General features: G+C 53.8%; 17 protein-coding genes. 13 read left to right on the top strand and 4 right to left on the bottom strand.

Features of this window, described 5'->3' with window-relative positions:
* Nucleotides 1-13 precede the first annotated feature (13 nt).
* On the top strand, nt 14-490 hold the full coding sequence (locus OM794_RS15445; protein ID WP_264167774.1) for a DUF523 domain-containing protein: 477 nt from the start codon (nt 14-16) through the stop codon (nt 488-490).
* Between the two features lie 22 nt (nt 491-512).
* The gene (locus OM794_RS15440; RefSeq protein WP_226247288.1) at nt 513-938 is read left to right on the top strand and encodes a GNAT family N-acetyltransferase; all 426 of its coding nucleotides are present in this window, start codon (nt 513-515) and stop codon (nt 936-938) included.
* A gap of 78 nt (nt 939-1,016) precedes the next feature.
* Here OM794_RS15440 and OM794_RS15435 read toward each other — a convergent pair whose 3' ends face one another.
* Nucleotides 1,017-1,955 (bottom strand): DMT family transporter, encoded by a 939-nt coding sequence (locus OM794_RS15435; protein WP_226247286.1) that lies wholly within the window; start codon nt 1,953-1,955, stop codon nt 1,017-1,019.
* 98 nt (nt 1,956-2,053) lie between these two features.
* On the opposite strand from OM794_RS15435, the gene OM794_RS15430 reads away from it, so the two are divergent.
* The 3 genes from OM794_RS15430 (at nt 2,054) to bluB (ending at nt 4,311) form a co-directional block, all read left to right on the top strand.
* Nucleotides 2,054-2,542, top strand: a complete 489-nt coding sequence (locus OM794_RS15430) for a MarR family winged helix-turn-helix transcriptional regulator (RefSeq protein WP_226247283.1) — start codon at nt 2,054-2,056, stop codon at nt 2,540-2,542.
* A 277-nt stretch (nt 2,543-2,819) separates the two neighbouring features.
* The gene (locus tag OM794_RS15425) at nt 2,820-3,575 is read left to right on the top strand and encodes an NAD(P)H-dependent oxidoreductase (RefSeq protein ID WP_226247280.1); all 756 of its coding nucleotides are present in this window, start codon (nt 2,820-2,822) and stop codon (nt 3,573-3,575) included.
* Between the two features lie 58 nt (nt 3,576-3,633).
* Nucleotides 3,634-4,311: a 5,6-dimethylbenzimidazole synthase gene (bluB, locus tag OM794_RS15420; RefSeq protein ID WP_226247277.1), complete on the top strand. Its 678-nt coding sequence runs from the start codon at nt 3,634-3,636 to the stop codon at nt 4,309-4,311.
* A gap of 8 nt (nt 4,312-4,319) precedes the next feature.
* Here the strand turns inward: bluB and OM794_RS15415 are convergent, their stop codons facing one another.
* On the bottom strand, nt 4,320-5,840 hold the full coding sequence (locus OM794_RS15415) for a diguanylate cyclase domain-containing protein (RefSeq protein ID WP_226247274.1): 1,521 nt from the start codon (nt 5,838-5,840) through the stop codon (nt 4,320-4,322).
* Nucleotides 5,841-5,955: 115 nt separating this feature from the next.
* On the bottom strand, nt 5,956-6,939 hold the full coding sequence (locus tag OM794_RS15410; RefSeq protein WP_226247272.1) for a helix-turn-helix transcriptional regulator: 984 nt from the start codon (nt 6,937-6,939) through the stop codon (nt 5,956-5,958).
* Between the two features lie 148 nt (nt 6,940-7,087).
* Here OM794_RS15410 and OM794_RS15405 point away from each other — a divergent pair, with 148 nt between their 5' ends.
* The 8 genes from OM794_RS15405 (at nt 7,088) to OM794_RS15370 (ending at nt 14,049) form a co-directional block, all read left to right on the top strand.
* Entirely contained in the window at nt 7,088-7,723 is a 636-nt protein-coding gene (locus tag OM794_RS15405; protein ID WP_226247269.1) for a glutathione S-transferase family protein, read from the top strand.
* Nucleotides 7,724-7,925: 202 nt separating this feature from the next.
* On the top strand, nt 7,926-8,402 hold the full coding sequence (locus OM794_RS15400; RefSeq protein WP_144810958.1) for a GNAT family N-acetyltransferase: 477 nt from the start codon (nt 7,926-7,928) through the stop codon (nt 8,400-8,402).
* 9 nt (nt 8,403-8,411) lie between these two features.
* The gene (locus OM794_RS15395) at nt 8,412-9,323 is read left to right on the top strand and encodes a LysR family transcriptional regulator (RefSeq protein WP_226247267.1); all 912 of its coding nucleotides are present in this window, start codon (nt 8,412-8,414) and stop codon (nt 9,321-9,323) included.
* A gap of 150 nt (nt 9,324-9,473) precedes the next feature.
* On the top strand, nt 9,474-9,719 hold the full coding sequence (locus tag OM794_RS15390; protein ID WP_265153896.1) for a hypothetical protein: 246 nt from the start codon (nt 9,474-9,476) through the stop codon (nt 9,717-9,719).
* Nucleotides 9,686-10,882 carry an amidase gene (locus tag OM794_RS15385; RefSeq protein ID WP_320442887.1) on the top strand — a complete coding sequence of 399 codons (1,197 nt, stop codon included), beginning with the start codon at nt 9,686-9,688 and terminating at the stop codon, nt 10,880-10,882. The genes OM794_RS15390 and OM794_RS15385 overlap by 34 nt, the downstream gene beginning before the upstream one ends.
* Nucleotides 10,883-10,937: 55 nt before the next feature.
* Nucleotides 10,938-11,165, top strand: a complete 228-nt coding sequence (locus OM794_RS15380; RefSeq protein WP_226247262.1) for a hypothetical protein — start codon at nt 10,938-10,940, stop codon at nt 11,163-11,165.
* Nucleotides 11,158-12,651 carry a sodium:solute symporter family protein gene (locus OM794_RS15375; RefSeq protein WP_226247260.1) on the top strand — a complete coding sequence of 498 codons (1,494 nt, stop codon included), beginning with the start codon at nt 11,158-11,160 and terminating at the stop codon, nt 12,649-12,651. Before OM794_RS15380 ends, OM794_RS15375 begins: the two co-directional genes overlap by 8 nt.
* Nucleotides 12,652-12,726: 75 nt before the next feature.
* Nucleotides 12,727-14,049 (top strand): DUF2252 domain-containing protein, encoded by a 1,323-nt coding sequence (locus OM794_RS15370; protein WP_226247258.1) that lies wholly within the window; start codon nt 12,727-12,729, stop codon nt 14,047-14,049.
* 20 nt (nt 14,050-14,069) lie between these two features.
* Here OM794_RS15370 and OM794_RS15365 read toward each other — a convergent pair whose 3' ends face one another.
* Complete coding sequence (locus OM794_RS15365) at nt 14,070-15,869, bottom strand: GGDEF domain-containing protein (RefSeq protein WP_226247256.1); 1,800 nt, start codon at nt 15,867-15,869, stop codon at nt 14,070-14,072.
* Between the last annotated feature and the right edge of the window lie 68 nt (nt 15,870-15,937).

Below are 15,937 nucleotides of genomic sequence, written 5' to 3'. Positions count from 1 at the left end.
GAAGAAGGTATTAATGAGTGCCTGTCTGTTGGGTAAAAAGGTTCGCTATGATGGTGGCGCCCTTTCCGTGGATGATCAGATCGTTGAGCAGTGGCGTTCTGAAGGCCGAATCGTTTCTGTTTGTCCTGAAGTTGAGGCGGGGATGAGTATTCCCAGGCCGCCTGCGGAGATTTTCAAGGGCAGTGGTAAGGGCGTTTTAAACGGTGAGGTCGATGTTATCGAAAACGATGGGGGCAAGGTGACCAATGAATTTTTAGCAGGTGCCTCTATCGCTTTGAACTTGTGCCGTAAATTCGATATCGATATCGCAGTGCTTGCTGAGTTCAGCCCCTCATGCGGAAGCACCGCTATTTATGACGGCAGTTTCTCTGGTAAAAAAGTACCGGGTATGGGAGTAACAGCCGCACTGCTCCAGGAACATGGTGTGCACGTGTTTAGTCAGTATGAAATAGCCCAAGCTAACACTGCACTTCTTGCTACAAGTTCGTGAAAGCAGCACTAGGATTCGAGATATGACGCCTATTATTCGGTCTACTAACGACAAGGCGTTTGCGGAAAAATTAATTCGCCAAAATATGTCTGCCTACTACGAACAGTTGGATATGCGCTGGAATACAGCCCTGTTTGATAAACAATGGGATGAGTTAGACAGCTACGAATTAGTTATTAACGCTAGCCCAGTAGGGTTGTTATGCATAAATCACGATGAAGCCGCTTACTATATTCGAGAGCTACAAATTGATCAGAAGTGGCAGCGTCAAGGCTTAGGCACAACGGCCATTCACTACACGGAGGAAATCGCCCAACAGTCGGGCATCCGCTTGCTTCGGCTGCGTGTGTTTTGTATCAACCCAGCAATAGCGCTATACGAGCGTATGGGGTTTCGTATTTGTAAAACTGAAGATAATACTCACTACATGCAGCGGCGCATTTTTTAATGGTAAAAATAAGTCTGTTTAACGGCTACTGGTGAGCCCCTTTACTGGGCGTCTAGCCATGATCGTGGTTCTCTTCGTTTAGGCGGTTTTATTAGGCGCTTGTTTGGCTTTGCCAATATTGAGCAGGGCAATACCGGCACCAATTAACAGGGTGCCTAGCAGTAAGCCCTCGGGGGCGGTTTCTCCCTGCAGCACTATGGCGACCGGAACGCCTACCACGGCGCCAACGGAACCCAGCAGGCTTAGAAACACCGGGCCGCCACTTTTCTGTAGCAGGAAGAGCAGTAAGAACTGGCCTGCGAAGACCATTGCCTGGAGTGCAATTAGCAAGAACGGTAGGGAGCGTTCTATCGGAACGTTCAGTGAGAAGCCCGGCAGAAACCCCACACTGAGTAAAATGGTGGCCGCGGCGATAAGCATCCCCGGCGCCAGAGCATCGCTGGAGACGCCTTCTGGCCAGCGCAAGGTTCTGTAAAGATTACCGATGGCCAGCAGTACGGGGCCGATTAAGGCAAGGAAAATCCAGAGATAATTGGCATCCGGCGCGGAAAGCTTATGGAAAGCCAGGGTGACGGCCCCCGCCAGGGCTGATATTACCCCCGCTGCGCGCAACACCTGAAACCGTTCCATTTTTAACGCTAAGGCGCCGACGTAGGTGAGTAGCGGTGGAAGGGTGATGATTAATGCCACGAACCCCGCACCCACATGGGGGATAGCTGAGAAAAAAAGCAGGTTGGCACCCGCTACGCCAAGCAGCCCGGAAATAGCGTAATACTCAATGGTGCGAGCGTTAACTGGCGGTAGATTTCGGCGGAAGGCGGCGAGAACCAATAAAATAAGCGCCGCACCTGAAATCGACCAAAACAGAAAAGCGAGCGCTGGTAGCTGAATGTCACCGGCAAGTTTTGCCAAATTAGTCGATAAACCCAGCAAGGCACCACCGGATAACAGATACACCAGTGGGGCAAGCCAAGCTCTTTTGCGTGAGTGTGTGCAGGTAGTGCTTGATGATGTCATTAGCGATGTTCTCATTCATACCGTTTTTGAAAGTATCTTGATATCAAGGTATGTGCGATTAGTCTTGACGTCAAGATAATTAAGCGCAAAATACGCTTATGGATCATGTAGACAACATTCTCAAACAGTGGCGGCAGGAGCGGCCTGACCTTGAAGTAGCCCCGATGGGTACCATCGGGCGGGTCAAACGGCTTAACCACGCTTTAATGCGCGCAATGGAGAAGACCTGGGCGAAATACGGTCTGACTGATGCGAGCTTTGATGTTCTGGCGACCCTTCGTAGAGAGGGGGAACCCTACGCGCTATCGCCGGGTGATTTAATGACATCCACGATGGTGACCTCAGGCACCATGACTCACCGCATTAACCAACTGGAAAAGGTGGGTTTGATCAAACGGGTCAAAAACCCTGACGATGGTCGTGGTTTCCTCATCTCACTTTCTCAACGTGGATTCGAGTTAATCGATGAAGCCGTTGCTGCTCATGTGGAAACCCAGGCGCGGCTGGTCAGCGCCCTGACTGAAGAGCAACGAGCGCAACTCGATGTTCTGCTTAAGCAGTTCTTAGCGGGGGTTGAGCAGGAGTGAGGTTTGTCATAGTGGCAAATTCGCCACTATTGAAAAGAGTCATGTCTAGATCTTGTTCCATTTCGCTTAAATACCTGTAGACGTTGGCATGGCTGATACACAGCGCGCGGCTGATGCCGGATAGCGCCCCACCTTTGTAGTCGCGAGGACAATTGCTAGATCGTCCCACTTTATTTGCTGTTCATTCATGCAAGCTGAGTTGTTATTTTTCGCGAATGTTTGAGCGTATTTGTACAGGTTAGTCTGTCGTTGAACCAATCAATAGGGGCAGCGCAGAATGAATGTATTGATCGTCTTGGCTCATCCTGAACGCAAGTCGTTTAATGGCGGCTTGGTGGATGTGGCGGTAAAACAGCTAGAGGACGCGGGTCATCAAGTTGAGGTGGATGATCTCTATGCTGAACAGTTTGATCCGGTAGAGCACGCTGAGCAATATCCGCATAGCGCCGTGGCGTCGGGCTACTTCTATCCCCTCAATGAGCAGCGGGCTCACTACCAGCAAAACACATTACCGCAGGATGTTCAGCGGGAGTTGGGGCGGTTGGAGTGGGCTGACCTAGTGATCTTCCAGTTCCCTTTATGGTGGCACGCCCAGCCCGCTATTTTGAAAGGCTGGTTTGATCGCGTACTGGTATATGGAGGGCGCTACACAAGCCGTATGCGTTACGATCATGGCTACTTTCGTGGCAAACGTGCCATGCTCTCAGTCACCGTCGGCTCTCCTGAAAAAGCCTTTCAGCCCTTTGGGCGTGCGGGTGATATGGTCGCTTGGCTATGGCCTATGCACGCATCATTATATTACGTTGGCTTTGACGTGTTAGCGCCTCAGGTGAGCTACGGGATTCAGGGTGGCGGTATTCGCTATCAAGAAGAGGCTGACATCATTAACCATCTAGAGGCTTGCAAGGCGGCCTGGGCATCTCGTCTGGTGAGCTTGAGTGGCGAACGCCCCATCCCCTTTACGGGTTGGGACGACTGGGACGATGAGGGCGTTTTACATCAGACAAACCCGCTGCGATGGCGGCTAGGCTGAGCTCGTGTAGACTCTCACTTGTCTCTACCACCGATCAGTAAAAGGCCCGAGCAGCGCCATGAACAACGCGAACCACCTATTTTCCGATGCTGAGCGGCGTGGGCTCTACCGCGCCATATATGAGCGGCGCGATGTGCGCGCGCAGTTTCTGCCCGTCCCCATTCCCAAGGATGTGCTGGCCCGACTGCTGGAAGCTGCGCATCATGCGCCTTCTGTGGGATTTATGCAGCCCTGGGATTTCATCGTGATTGAGAGTCGCGACGTCAGGGAGACGGTGCTGGCGATGTTTGAGCAAGAGAACCAGAAGGCCGCCGAGCGCTTTGAAGGTGAGCGTAAAGAGCATTATCGCAGCCTTAAGCTGCAAGGGATTATGGAAAGCCCGCTTAATCTCTGCATTACCTGCGACCGCAGCCGAGGCGGCCCCCATGTGCTAGGGCGCAATAGCATTGTGGAAACCGACCTGTTTAGCACTTGTTTAGCCGTGCAAAACCTCTGGCTGGCAGCGCGGGCGGAAGGGATTGGCGTTGGTTGGGTGAGTATTCTTGACCAGGAACAGCTGAGCACTGCGTTAAATCTGCCTGAGCACGTCTACCCGCTGGCGTATCTCTGCCTTGGCTACGTGAGTGAGTTTTTAGATCAGCCAGAGCTTGAAGCGCAAGGCTGGCGTTCCCGCCTGCCTTTAAGTGACTTGGTGCATGGCGATAAGTGGGGGCAGCCGTTTAGCAGTGGGTTGTGAGCACGCTTCTATAGGAAGGGCCTGCTTGCTGTGCCCAGTCCATCTGCCCATTGCTTACGGCGTTGGCTTTTATTTGCGTACATGCGCTCGTCTGCCAACGCAAACACCTGTTGGGCGGGAACTTCACTGGAGCTGGCGCAGCCTATGCTCACATGAAGCATGAGTTCTTCATGTTCACCGCTGGCGGTGTCGATAGTGCAGCGCTGTTCAGGCAAGTTTTCCTGGATCAAGTTGGCCATACGCCTAGCTGCCGTTAGGTCGGCAGAGGGGAACAGAATGACGAATTCATCGCCACCGTAGCGAGCCAGTATATCGCTGTCTCTGCAGTGAAATTGCAGGTACTGGGCAACGCAGGCAATTAGTTGGTCGCCTGCCACGTGCCCATAATGGTCGTTTACGTCCTTGAGCCTATCGACATCCAGCATCAGCACCGCAAAATCCAGGTTTGGCGTCTGCACCTTGCCCTGAATACTCATTTGCAGCGCTGATTCCAAGAAGCCTCGGTTATAAAGCCCGGTGAGTCCGTCACGCTCAGCCGTTTTCTTCAGTTCCAAATGCAGCAATTTATTCTCGGTAGCCGCCGCCAACTGGTCGGCAAACAAAGACAGTATTTGCTCCAACCCGTCGTCCCGACTGGGAGCTTTCACAATCAGCCAGCCTTCATACATGCTTAGCCGGCCCGCCATCGACGCGACATACAGATTCTCGCCTGCCTCTGTTTGTGGCAGTGTGGCCGGGTCTCCTCCTTGCCCATGAACGTTTGCTAATAAACATCTTAGACGTTTTTCATCCTCTGAGCTTAGCCCTGCAACAGCCGCGAAGCGTGTCACTTCTGAACGCTGCCGTTCTTGTAGAAAAACCGCAAATCCGTAGTCGGGGAAGTGGGTCTGTAGGTGGTTTAAGGAGTCAACCAGCAGCGTATGGATATTGATCGCGCGGTTTGCGACGGCTCCTAGATCAAGCAAGGCGTGAAAGACTCGGTTCTGAAACCTAGTTTCGCCTATGCTGCGGCCAATCTGGCGATTCTGACTGTAGGTGACGCGGCCAATGGTTAGAAAATAGACCACTGCACCGGCCCATTGATAGATGTCTAAACGGTTGCTTACATAGGGACGAAAAGTGAACCCCGTTAGGGCGCTTCCAAACAAAGCTGCAAGAATGAAAAGTCCGGCTGCAATAAGCATTTTCCGCACTCCACCAACCACTAAATTATTCATCAAACAGGCAAGCCCAATGGTGATGGTCGCTAAAACGTAAAAATCCAGTACGCTGCACCAAAAACCAAATAGCAGGCTGTCAAAGAGAAGGTTCCTGAACTCGGCACGCTTGGAGTTCTGGGCGTGTGCGGCAAGCGCATAGGCGACGACGGGCCATAGCAGCAGCAACATCCCAGGTAGAATAAGCGTCCAGCCGCTGCCTTCTGCGACGGCGATCCATACGGTTAGCCCGAAGGTATGGCAAAAGGCAAAAATGCGTGGGGCAATTATTGCCAATGCAAGACGGTGTGGGCGTCTCAAAGAAGGTTGCATTCGTGAGTCTTTATTTAACGTTATTTGACCAACAGACTAGCACCTAAGCGGCTAAGAAGCCCTATCCTGGCGTCAGACGAATAGTGCGTTTCATTCTCATAAGTTGCAGACAGTGTCAGGGCGTATCGATTGGATATGATGAAGCTGTCTCGCAACTGGCCAGTAAATGGTTGGCGTGCTCGCGAAGTGCCGCTTTGAGGCCATCTGGCTTGAGAACGGTAAATCGAAACGGGAGCTGTGCCAGCCAATAGGCAAACCACTCGAAGCTGTCGGTTCGGGTGTTGAGCAGTAATCCACCTTCAACCTCCTCGAACGGTCCTGCACAGAAAAATCGGTTCTCAACGTCAGCGGACACGGCATGATCGATGTGTAGCACCAGTGATACTTCATGAGTTGGGCCCCAGGACATGAGGCTTTCGCTCAAAAAATCGGCTGCATTGAAGTGAGCGGGGCGTAAGAAGGTATCATCTAGTAGGTGCACACCGCTGATACGATCCAGCCTAAATGAGCGCATGGCGCCCCTCAGGTGGCAAAAACCAACGGCATACCACCGGCCCTGTTGGAAAACCAGTCCATAGGGGTCGATCCGACGCTCAATCTGGTCGTGCTGCGGAGAGTGGTAAATCAGCCCGACGGTTCGCATGGCTTCAGTAGCTTTCGTCAGCGTCTCAAGTGCAAGGTCATCACGGCTGGGTTCACGCCGGGGTAAAATCACCTGAGTGGTCTCACTGATACCGCGCACCCGTCTTTGTAAATTCGTAGGCATCACTCGTTCGAGCTTTGCTTGCACGCTGGCAATGGCGGGCGCTGCGTTTGTTAGTCCCAGCTGGCTGGCGGCCAATAAGCCTAACGAAACGGCGAATGTCTCTTCGTCGGTAAACATCATCGGTGGCAGCTTGAAGCCAGCCACCAGTCGATAGCCACCGTAGCGCCCCTGTTCGGTCACTATCGGCACACCTATATCTTCCAGCGCCGTAATGTAACGCCGTATAGTGCGTCGATCCACGCCCAGGCGTTCGGCCAACTCTGCGCCGCCCATCTGACCATTAGCCTGCAGCAACTCAAGCACCGCAAGTATGCGTGTTGTGGGGCCTGCCATTAGCGCCTCCCTCCTGAAGCCATCGTTAAAGTCTTGCAGAAAAATGCATTGTTGCTTTTATTTAGGACGGATTATCACCTATTAACACACTAATCTGATCTGGCAGTACCTTATGTCACCGAAAAATTGACTGAAAAAGGAGCCTAATATGTCAGAGCTAACGTTTTACACTCACCCTATGTCTCGCGGGCGCGTGGTGCGCTGGATGCTGGAAGAAGTAGGCATAGCCTACTCGGTAAAGGCGATGGAGTTCGGCCCCGAGATGAAAACCGAAGACTACTTGGCCATCAACCCCATGGGGAAAGTGCCTGCCATCAAACATGGCAACACTGTGGTGACGGAAGTAGCGGCTATCTGCGCGTACCTGGCAGATCAGTTTCCAGATAAAAAGCTGTCACCGTCCCCGCAATCTCCCGAACGTGGCGTTTACTATCGCTGGCTGTTTTTTATGGCGGGCCCGTTCGAAATGGCCACCAGCGCCATGACTTATGATTGGAAAATCGACAGCAGCAACTCACAGGCTGTCGGCTGTGGCCAAGTGGAAGACAGTATCAATACGCTTGAAAAAGCACTCAGTGAAAATGCTTATATCTGCGGCGATCAGTTTACTGCCGCAGATATCTTGGTTAGCAGTTATCTCTGGTGGGAAACGATGCAGAAGAACATCCCGCCCAACAAGGTGTTCAAGCAGTACATTGAGCGCATGGAAAGCAGGCCAGCAGCCAAGCGTGCCAATGAGTTGGATGATGAACTGGCTAAGCACTTAAAGCCTGTGACCGCCTGATGAATTGACTGTGTTGCTGCCCAGCCCTTAAGCGAACAGGGCTTGTTGCAAGGTGAGATTAGCCCTACCTAGTTGCAGTTTTTTGACAGCGCATGGTGCTGAGAACTCTGGCTAGCGGCGTGTGCAGAAGGTATCGGTGCTAGCCAGCCTATTCATATATCGCTACTGTATTTGCTTGTGCTAAATAAGACAGGCGCCACTTATGCAATGCGATATCACCCTCCAGCGGCTAAGAGCCGACGACCCTAATGCTGAAATAGTCGCGGGCTGGACATTTGAATCCTGGGGGCATTTGCACCCAGGCTTAACGCTGGAACAGGCTATTGAGCGTTTCAAGGCTGAATGTGGACAGGGCGGTGTGCCCTCAATCTTTGTGGCGATGCACGGCGAAACCCCCGTGGGAACTGCCAGCTTGATTGCTGATGATATGAGTATTCGCCGTGAATTTACCCCCTGGCTGGCCTCCGTATTCGTCGTGCTTGAATGGCGCGGGCAGGGTATTGCCTCTGCGTTGGTACGCCGGGTAGAAGCCGAAGCAGCGACGCATGGCTTTGAGCGCTTCTATCTCTATACTCCTGATCAACAGGCGCTTTATCGACGCCTGGGGTGGCAGGCGTTAGAAAGCCTTGAGTACCGGGGTGAGACCGTCACAGTGATGTCACGGCAGTTGGGGCTTTAAGGGGCGCTTATGATCAGTGGCCGCGCATTACGCTATTTCGATACTGTGGCCCGGTGTCGTTCGCTGCGCCAAGCCGCTGCCCAGCTGCATATCGCCCCTACGGCGATTAGCCGTCAGATCGATCTGCTCGAACATCAGCTTGGCGCACCGCTCATCGAGCGCGGCCCCAATGGTATTAGCCTAACAGCAGCGGGGGAGCTATTAGCTGCCCAGGCACAGCGCACGCTGCGTGATCTTGAGCGGGTGCAGGAGCATATTGCCGACCTTAAAGGTTTACGCACTGGCCGGGTCAGTTTGCAGGTGGCGGAAGGCGTTGTGGCTGGCCTGTTAGCCCCTGCGTTAGCCAAGATGGGGCAACGCTATCCTCATTTGAGTTTTGATATCGGAATCGCCAGCGCCAGCCAAATGGTGGAGGCACTGCGCCGAGGCGATTCGGATATTGGCCTGTCGTTCTTTATGCCCCGCCATGATGACATTGTGCCTTTTGCCAGCGCCGAGTTACATCACCATGCCGTGATAGCCCCGAATCATCCGCTGGCCGCAGCTACTGAGGTAAGCCTTCACACCTTGGCAGAGCACCGGCTGATTCTGCCTGATGAATCCTATGGCGCTCGCCAAGCGCTGGAGCGTGCCGCTCATCAGGCCGGGATCGTGCTGGCCCCCACCTTCAAAACTGCTTCACTGGAAACCCAAAAAGCACTCGCCCTTAACGGCGCAGGTGTTCTGGTATTGCCACCGATGGCGGTAGCTCGGGAGTGCCAATTGGGTCAACTCGTTAGCATTCCCTTATCTCCTTTAGAGCTTGAAGCAGCGCGGGTAGATCTCTGCGTTTATCGCCATCGCCAGCGTAGTTTTGCCACCGAGGCGTGCCTTTCGTTGCTGGCAAGTGCCCTACAAACACTGCAATCTCCATCATCTTGAAAGATATTGAAAGAAGATCCTGAAAGACTAGAGTGCACACAAAAAGTGGACACGCTGCAGTCAATATTGAAATAGCAGAGTGCGCTATGTGGGTTCATGCTGAGGTTATTGATAGTGACAATCTGATAACAACAGCAAAAAGGTAATGTGATGCCTGAACTACACCAACTCACCGCCACTCAATTAATTGATGGCTACCGCGCTAAAACGTTTTCCCCTTATGAGCTGGCGGATGCCTTGGTTAAGCATGTAGCCCGGTGGGAGCCGCACATTAACGCGCTGTATGCCTATCAGCCCGATGGCTTCATGCAAGCAGCAGAAGCGTCTACCCAGCGCTGGCAAAAGGCAAGCCAAGCGGCGCTTTGGATGGTGTCCCGGTCACCCTTAAAGAGTTGATTGCAACGAAAGGTATGCCGGTACCGGTAGGCACCGGGCTGGGAGAGCAGATGGCTGCCACTGAGGATGCCCCACCCGCTGCGCGTCTAGCAGAAGACAACGCCCTGCTGTTGGCAAAAACTACCTGCCCCGACTTTGGCATGCTCTCATCCGGCCTTTCATCATTTCATGGTTTAACCCGCAACCCCTGGGATTTAGCCTGTAATACTGGCGGTTCAAGCTCGGGGGCGGGTGCTGCGGCGGCCGCTGGGCTTGGGCCGCTGCATGTGGGTACCGATATTGGTGGCTCGGTACGCCTGCCAGCGGCGTGGTGCGGCGTCATCGGCTTTAAGCCCACCCTGGGTCGGGTACCTATAGACCCTTACTATGTAGGCCGCTGTGCTGGGCCAATGACTCGTAGCGTCGAGGATGCCGCGCTTATGATGATAGCGCTTGCCCGCACGGATCGACGCGATGCGATGCGCCTGCCGCCGGAAACGATTGATTGGATGGATCTGGAACTCGACGTTAAAGGTTTGCGAGTGGGCGTGATGATGGCGGCGGGCTGTGGGTTAGCTTTGGATGATGAGATTCGCCACCACGTGGAACAGGCCGCAAAGCAGTTGGAAGCCGCTGGGGCAACGCTGGTGCCGCTGGCGCCAGTGCTCACCCGGGAAATGCTGGATGGGCTGGATCACTTCTGGCAAGCCCGACAGTGGAGCGAGCTGTTACAGCTCTCGCCAGAAGAGCGTGAGCAGGTACTGCCTGCCATTTTAGCCTGGGCCGACGGTGGCGCGCTCTTAAGTGGTGTAGAGGCGGTGCAAGGTTTTCAGCAAACCATGGCGATGCGACGTGCCACCGAAGCCGTATTTGATAAGGTCGATGCGGTGATGTCACCCACCACACCCAACATTGCCTTTCCGGCCGAGTGGCCATCGCCCACCAACGATCCGCGTCAGCCCTTTGAGCACATTGCCTATACCGTGCCGTGGAATATGGGGGAGCAGCCTGCGATCTCGCTCAATGCGGGATTTAGCCGTGGAGATATGCCTATTGGGGTGCAGCTGGTTGGCCCACGTTTTGCCGATCACTTTGTGCTGAAGCTTGCGCGGCAATTAGAAGCGCGCTTAGCCTTGCCAGCTCGCTGGCCTGCGCTGCCAGATGGTAAATCGGCTGTTCTATAAAATCACTTTTAAAACGGTCTTTAAAAACGGTCTTTAAAAACTAAGGGGAACTCTTATGGGACGTTTGTTGGTGCTGCCTACCTCCCGAGCGGGCTGGGGGCTGTTAATTGCGTTTGTGGCGTTGGTCATGGCGGGAACGTGGCCGGTCATCGGCTTGGTCAATCGGGCAACGCTGGTAATGGGGCTGCCTTTAATGGTGGTGTGGAGCTACCTGGTAATTTTTGCCTGCGTGGTGGTGATGCTGATCGGCAACCGTATCGTGGAGCGAGACGACCATGAATAGTCCTTGGCCACTGTTGATTACCTTGACCTATGTCGCTATCGCCATGGTGATTGGCCTGCGCGCCAGGGCAGGGCGCTCCATGAATAGCTTGGAGGAGTGGGGCGTGGCGGGCCGCAGCATGGGGCCGGTGACGCTCTACCTGCTGATCGCCGCCGGTAGTGTAAGTGCTTACACCTTTATGGGCGCACCCGGCTGGGCTTACTCCAAAGGCGTCGCGGTGTTTTATGTGGCGATTTATCTTGCTTACCTGGCATTGGTGGCGTGGTACTTCGGGCCGAAGGTGTGGCAGTTTGGCGAGCAGTTTGGTCATGTTACCCAGGCAAGCGCCATTTCAGACCGCTACCAAAGCCCCGCGTTGGGTGCGCTGGCGGCGCTCGTGATGGCCATTGGCTCTATTGCCTACGCGGTACTGCAAACCATTGGCTCAGCCTATATTCTGTTTGTGATGAGCGGTGGTTTGATTCCTATTTGGCTAGGTGTCGTGCTGGTGCTGGCTTGCATAGCCGTCTATCTCTACGCCAGTGGTCAGCGGGCGATTGGTCGCACCAATGCCTTTCAAGGCGTGTTGATGCTGATTGTGGCTTGGGCCGTTGGCCTTTGGGCCATGCATAGCGCAACCGGTGGCTTAAGTTTCGCTGGGGTATTCGAGCGCATTCAGGCCGAGCATAGTGAGTTTCTCACCCTGCCAGGCGCAGGCGGTGATATGAGCTTTAGCTTCTGGACGACCTCGATCGTCGTTTCCATGTTCTCATTTATGCCGCCGGTGTGGACGCAGTGGATGAGTGCGGCCTCGGCACGCACTATCCGCCGTAGCGCGACGTGGCTGCCTACGTATTACGTGGTTATTCTGCCTATGGTCGTTGTAGGCTTTATCGGAATCTTTTCGCTACCTGACCTGGCCCGAGCAGACACTGTGGTACTTGAGTATGCCATGCAGCACTTGCCGGTAGTATTAGTAGGATTGCTAGGTGCGGGTACCCTGGCGGCTTCAATGTCTTCCAGCGAGCCATTTATTCATTCGGTATCGCTGTCGCTGAGCAAAGATGTTCTTCAGCCGGTGCTAAAGCTCTCTGATGGTGTTACCGGAAAGCTCGCCCGGTTGCTGATTCTGCCCATTATGTTCTTCGTGGTCGCGCCGCTGGCAATTGCCGAGCCCGGCAGTTTGGTGATGATTCTGTTAGTGGGGCTGGGTTTTGCCTCCCAGGTGTTGCCTGCCTTTATCGGCATGTTCTTTTGGCCGCGGGCTTCTCGCTTGGGTGTCATGGCGGGCATCGTGATAGGTTTTTTGATCACCACGGCATTTACTGTCCTTTGGCCACACCCACTGGGTATTCACGCGGGCTTCTGGGGGCTGATGCTCAATCTGCCGGTATTTGTCGCTGTCTCTTTGATGACGCCTGCTACCCACGCTGAGGTGGTGGAGCGCTTCTTTAGGATTGCTGCTCCAAGAGGTTTTACCCAGCGGAGATGTAGTGCTGCGGGGTGAGTGCTGACTTAATCTATTCATGGTTATCGACTACCTTTGTACTAAAGTTTTTTTTGCATCAACAAAGGTAATTCGATGAGTCATGCATTGACTGGACATAACCGCCCTCAGCGGGTGATTGAGGCAACCCAACAGGCAAATAACACCTTGCCAACGGCCACTCGCCAAGCCAAGTACGCCAAAATGGCTGCGTCGCCCTACCGCTTTTTCCGCGGCAGCAATCATCTGTACTGGAATGATGTATGGCACGATTGGCGTTTTGCCCTGTTTGGCGGCTGGCCGGAGACCCAAACCTGGTTGCAGGGCGACGCCCACGTCTACAATTTTGGCGCTTATGGTCATCATGATGATCAAGTGCGCTACGGCATGGATGACTTCGATGATGCGCTGATTGGCGACTACCAATATGACTTGTGGCGGTTGGCTATCAGCGTCGTATTAGATGCTCGTGAAAATGCTGAGCTGGATCCAAAAGCGATTGGTAAAGCGCTAAAAAAGTTAATAAAGGGCTATTACCAAACCCTGGCGAACCATGTTGACGGCAAACCTGTTCACGCCGTGACCCTTGATAGCGCCAAAGGCACGCTAAAGCCCTTTATGAGCAAAGTTGCCGATAAGCAGAGCCGTGCGCGCATGCTCGAAAAGTGGACGACCCTGGATGAGCAGAAAGGCCGCCAGTTCGCCGAGCGGCCTGGCAAACTGGCTAACCTGCCGGCAGATGTGGCCAGCCAGTTGCGCCGCCTAATTGAGCAGGAGTACCAACAAACGCTGCAACAGGCGGTTAAAGAGAGTGATCCCCACCATTTTCGCGTCAAGGATACGGCACGGCGTTTGGATGCAGGCACTGGTTCGTTGGGTGTGGAACGCTATTACGTCTTGATTGAGGGCGGCGTTGAGCACGAGCACGATGACATTATCCTGGACGTTAAGGAGCAGGTTCCCCCCGAAGCGTTTCGCTTGATGGATAAACACCAGCAGCAGGCGTGGCGTAAATTGTTTCCTAACGAGGCCATCCGCCATGCAGCTGCTTTCCACGCCATTGCCGAGCATCCGGACGCTTATCTCGGCTGGCTAACCATGAACGGAAAGGTATTTTCGGTGCGTGAGCGCTCGCCGTTCAAGAAAGACTTTCCGACCCATAAACTTTCAGGCGGTAAGTCATATCGAAAACTGGCTCGGCAGTGGGGAGAAATTCTCGCCCGTGAACATCTGCGCGGTGCCCAGGCGCTTAACCAGGGTGACTCAACACGCTTTGCCAAGGCCGTTGGCCAGCGATTAAAAGGGCGTGAAGAGCTGTTTGTTGAGGTGGTGTCGACACTGGCGGTTGCTTACGCTGACTGCACAGAGCAGGATTATGCGGTGTTTATTGATCACTTTCTGGCCGCGGGGACGGCTTAAACAGCCAATCGCCTGGACGGTTACAGCGGCTGCTGCCTACCCAGCATAAATCCCTGCTCTTCAAGTGTCTCTTCCCAAACGACACAGCGGTTACGGCCGCTGTGCTTGGCTTGATAAAGCGCTTCATCGGCAAGTCGTAGCAATTTCTTAGGATCTTGAGTGTGATCAGGGTACGTTGCTACCCCGCAGGAGAGTGTGATTCTCCGTAGTGGAGTGCCCTGATGGGTAAATGTCTGATGAGCAATGGACGTTAACAGCGCCTTGGCGCGTGTTTCGGCAGCGATTCGAGAGGTGGCGGGCAGTAAGGCAATAAATTCTTCACCCCCAAAGCGACAGATTACGTCCAAATCCCGAAGGTGATGCCGCAATAACAAGGCGATTTCGACCAGTACGGCATCGCCTGCATCGTGACCGAAATCGTCATTGATTAGCTTGAAGTGATCTACATCCATCATCAGTACGGAAAGATGACTGGCATGCTGCTTTACGCGCTGGCACTGGTGTTCGAATGCCATATCGAAATGACGTCGGTTATGCAGGCCTGTTAGCGGATCCTTGCGCGAAAGACCTTCCAGCTCTTGCACTAACCGGTCAAGGTCGGCGGTTCGCGCTGCAACTTGCTGCTCTAGGGTCTCGTTGGCCATCGCCAGCTGTTGCTGTGTATGTCGGTAGTGCCACAGAAAAATAGCTGCGTTAGCTAAAGAAAAAACCAATGTGCCGTAGCTCAAGGGCACGCTGCGCCAGTCTACAAAACCGTGGGCAACCACCATGTCAGCCAACAACAGCGGGGCAAAAAAAGTAAAACTCACTACCAGAAGGCGTTGTTCCAGAGAGAGCCGTTGAAAGCGGATGAGCGCGAGCGCCAACATGATGGGGAGCGTTATCGCCAGCATGACATCAAATACGGGGAAGGTGAGTGAAAGGCTCACCACCCCCAGTTGAACCGAGCCAATCGCAACAATGAGATACGCCAAATGGAGAATCCACAGGCGTGTTATCCAGCGCCTAGCGGCGCCTTCCAACCAGTGGCTGAGCAGCATTCCTAGTGCCACCGGCAAGGTGTAGTAGCTGCCGGCGCGGAGGGTGTCCCAGGCCAGTGGCCCATCAGCAATGAATTGACGTGCAGGTGTCTCAGCCAGAAGCATTAATCCCGAAGCGTAGGCAAACAATGCAATAGACCCGAAACCACGGCGCTCAGGACCTATTAACGCGAAAATGGTGGCCAGGATAGCGAGTACCAGAACCAGCGCACTGACGCCGAGATCCTGAGCGGAGTCATGAATAACTTGCTTGAGAACGTCAATGCGTTCCATTACCTGTACTTGGCCCCATAAGCCAATACTGGTGTAGTAAGAGTAGAAGCGAAAGGTGAGCGTTTGTCCGGCGGCATCGTGTGGGAGATCGATCATGTGCCAGGGCCAGCCTGCAAAATCGCCTTTGCCCTGATCGTCAAACTCACCATATTGATAGATAAGTTCGTCGCCTAGATACACTTGCCCAATCAAATTGATGCTGGTGATAAAGAGGACTGGGTCGCTCCAGTCACCCGCGGGAAGCGTTGTGCGTAACCAGAGGTGTTCGCGCCCATTGCGACCAGGTGGGTTAGAAGGGGAGTCGATCGACTGCCACTCGGTTGAGTCACTTTGTAGCCATTGAGGGCGGTTATTGCCATCATAAGGAGAGTCGCCCCAGCGATACTCCCAGCTTTGCAGCGGTTGAGGCAGAGCAGCAGCCTGGAGGCCACTGGGAAGCATCACCAGGATGACCAGGAGGAGAAGTAGCTGAGCATAGTGACGTAGGGCAAGCCAACGTGGCAGCATGATAGTCTTACTCACCTCTTGGTTATGATACTTCTACTGGTCAGTGCTTCAACTGGTGTCTATCGATG

The sequence above is a fragment of the Halomonas sp. BDJS001 genome, from assembly GCF_026104355.1.
Lineage (GTDB): Bacteria > Pseudomonadota > Gammaproteobacteria > Pseudomonadales > Halomonadaceae > Vreelandella.
The sequence above is the reverse complement of the archived record's forward strand: the minus strand, read 5'-3'. Positions and strand labels throughout refer to the sequence as shown.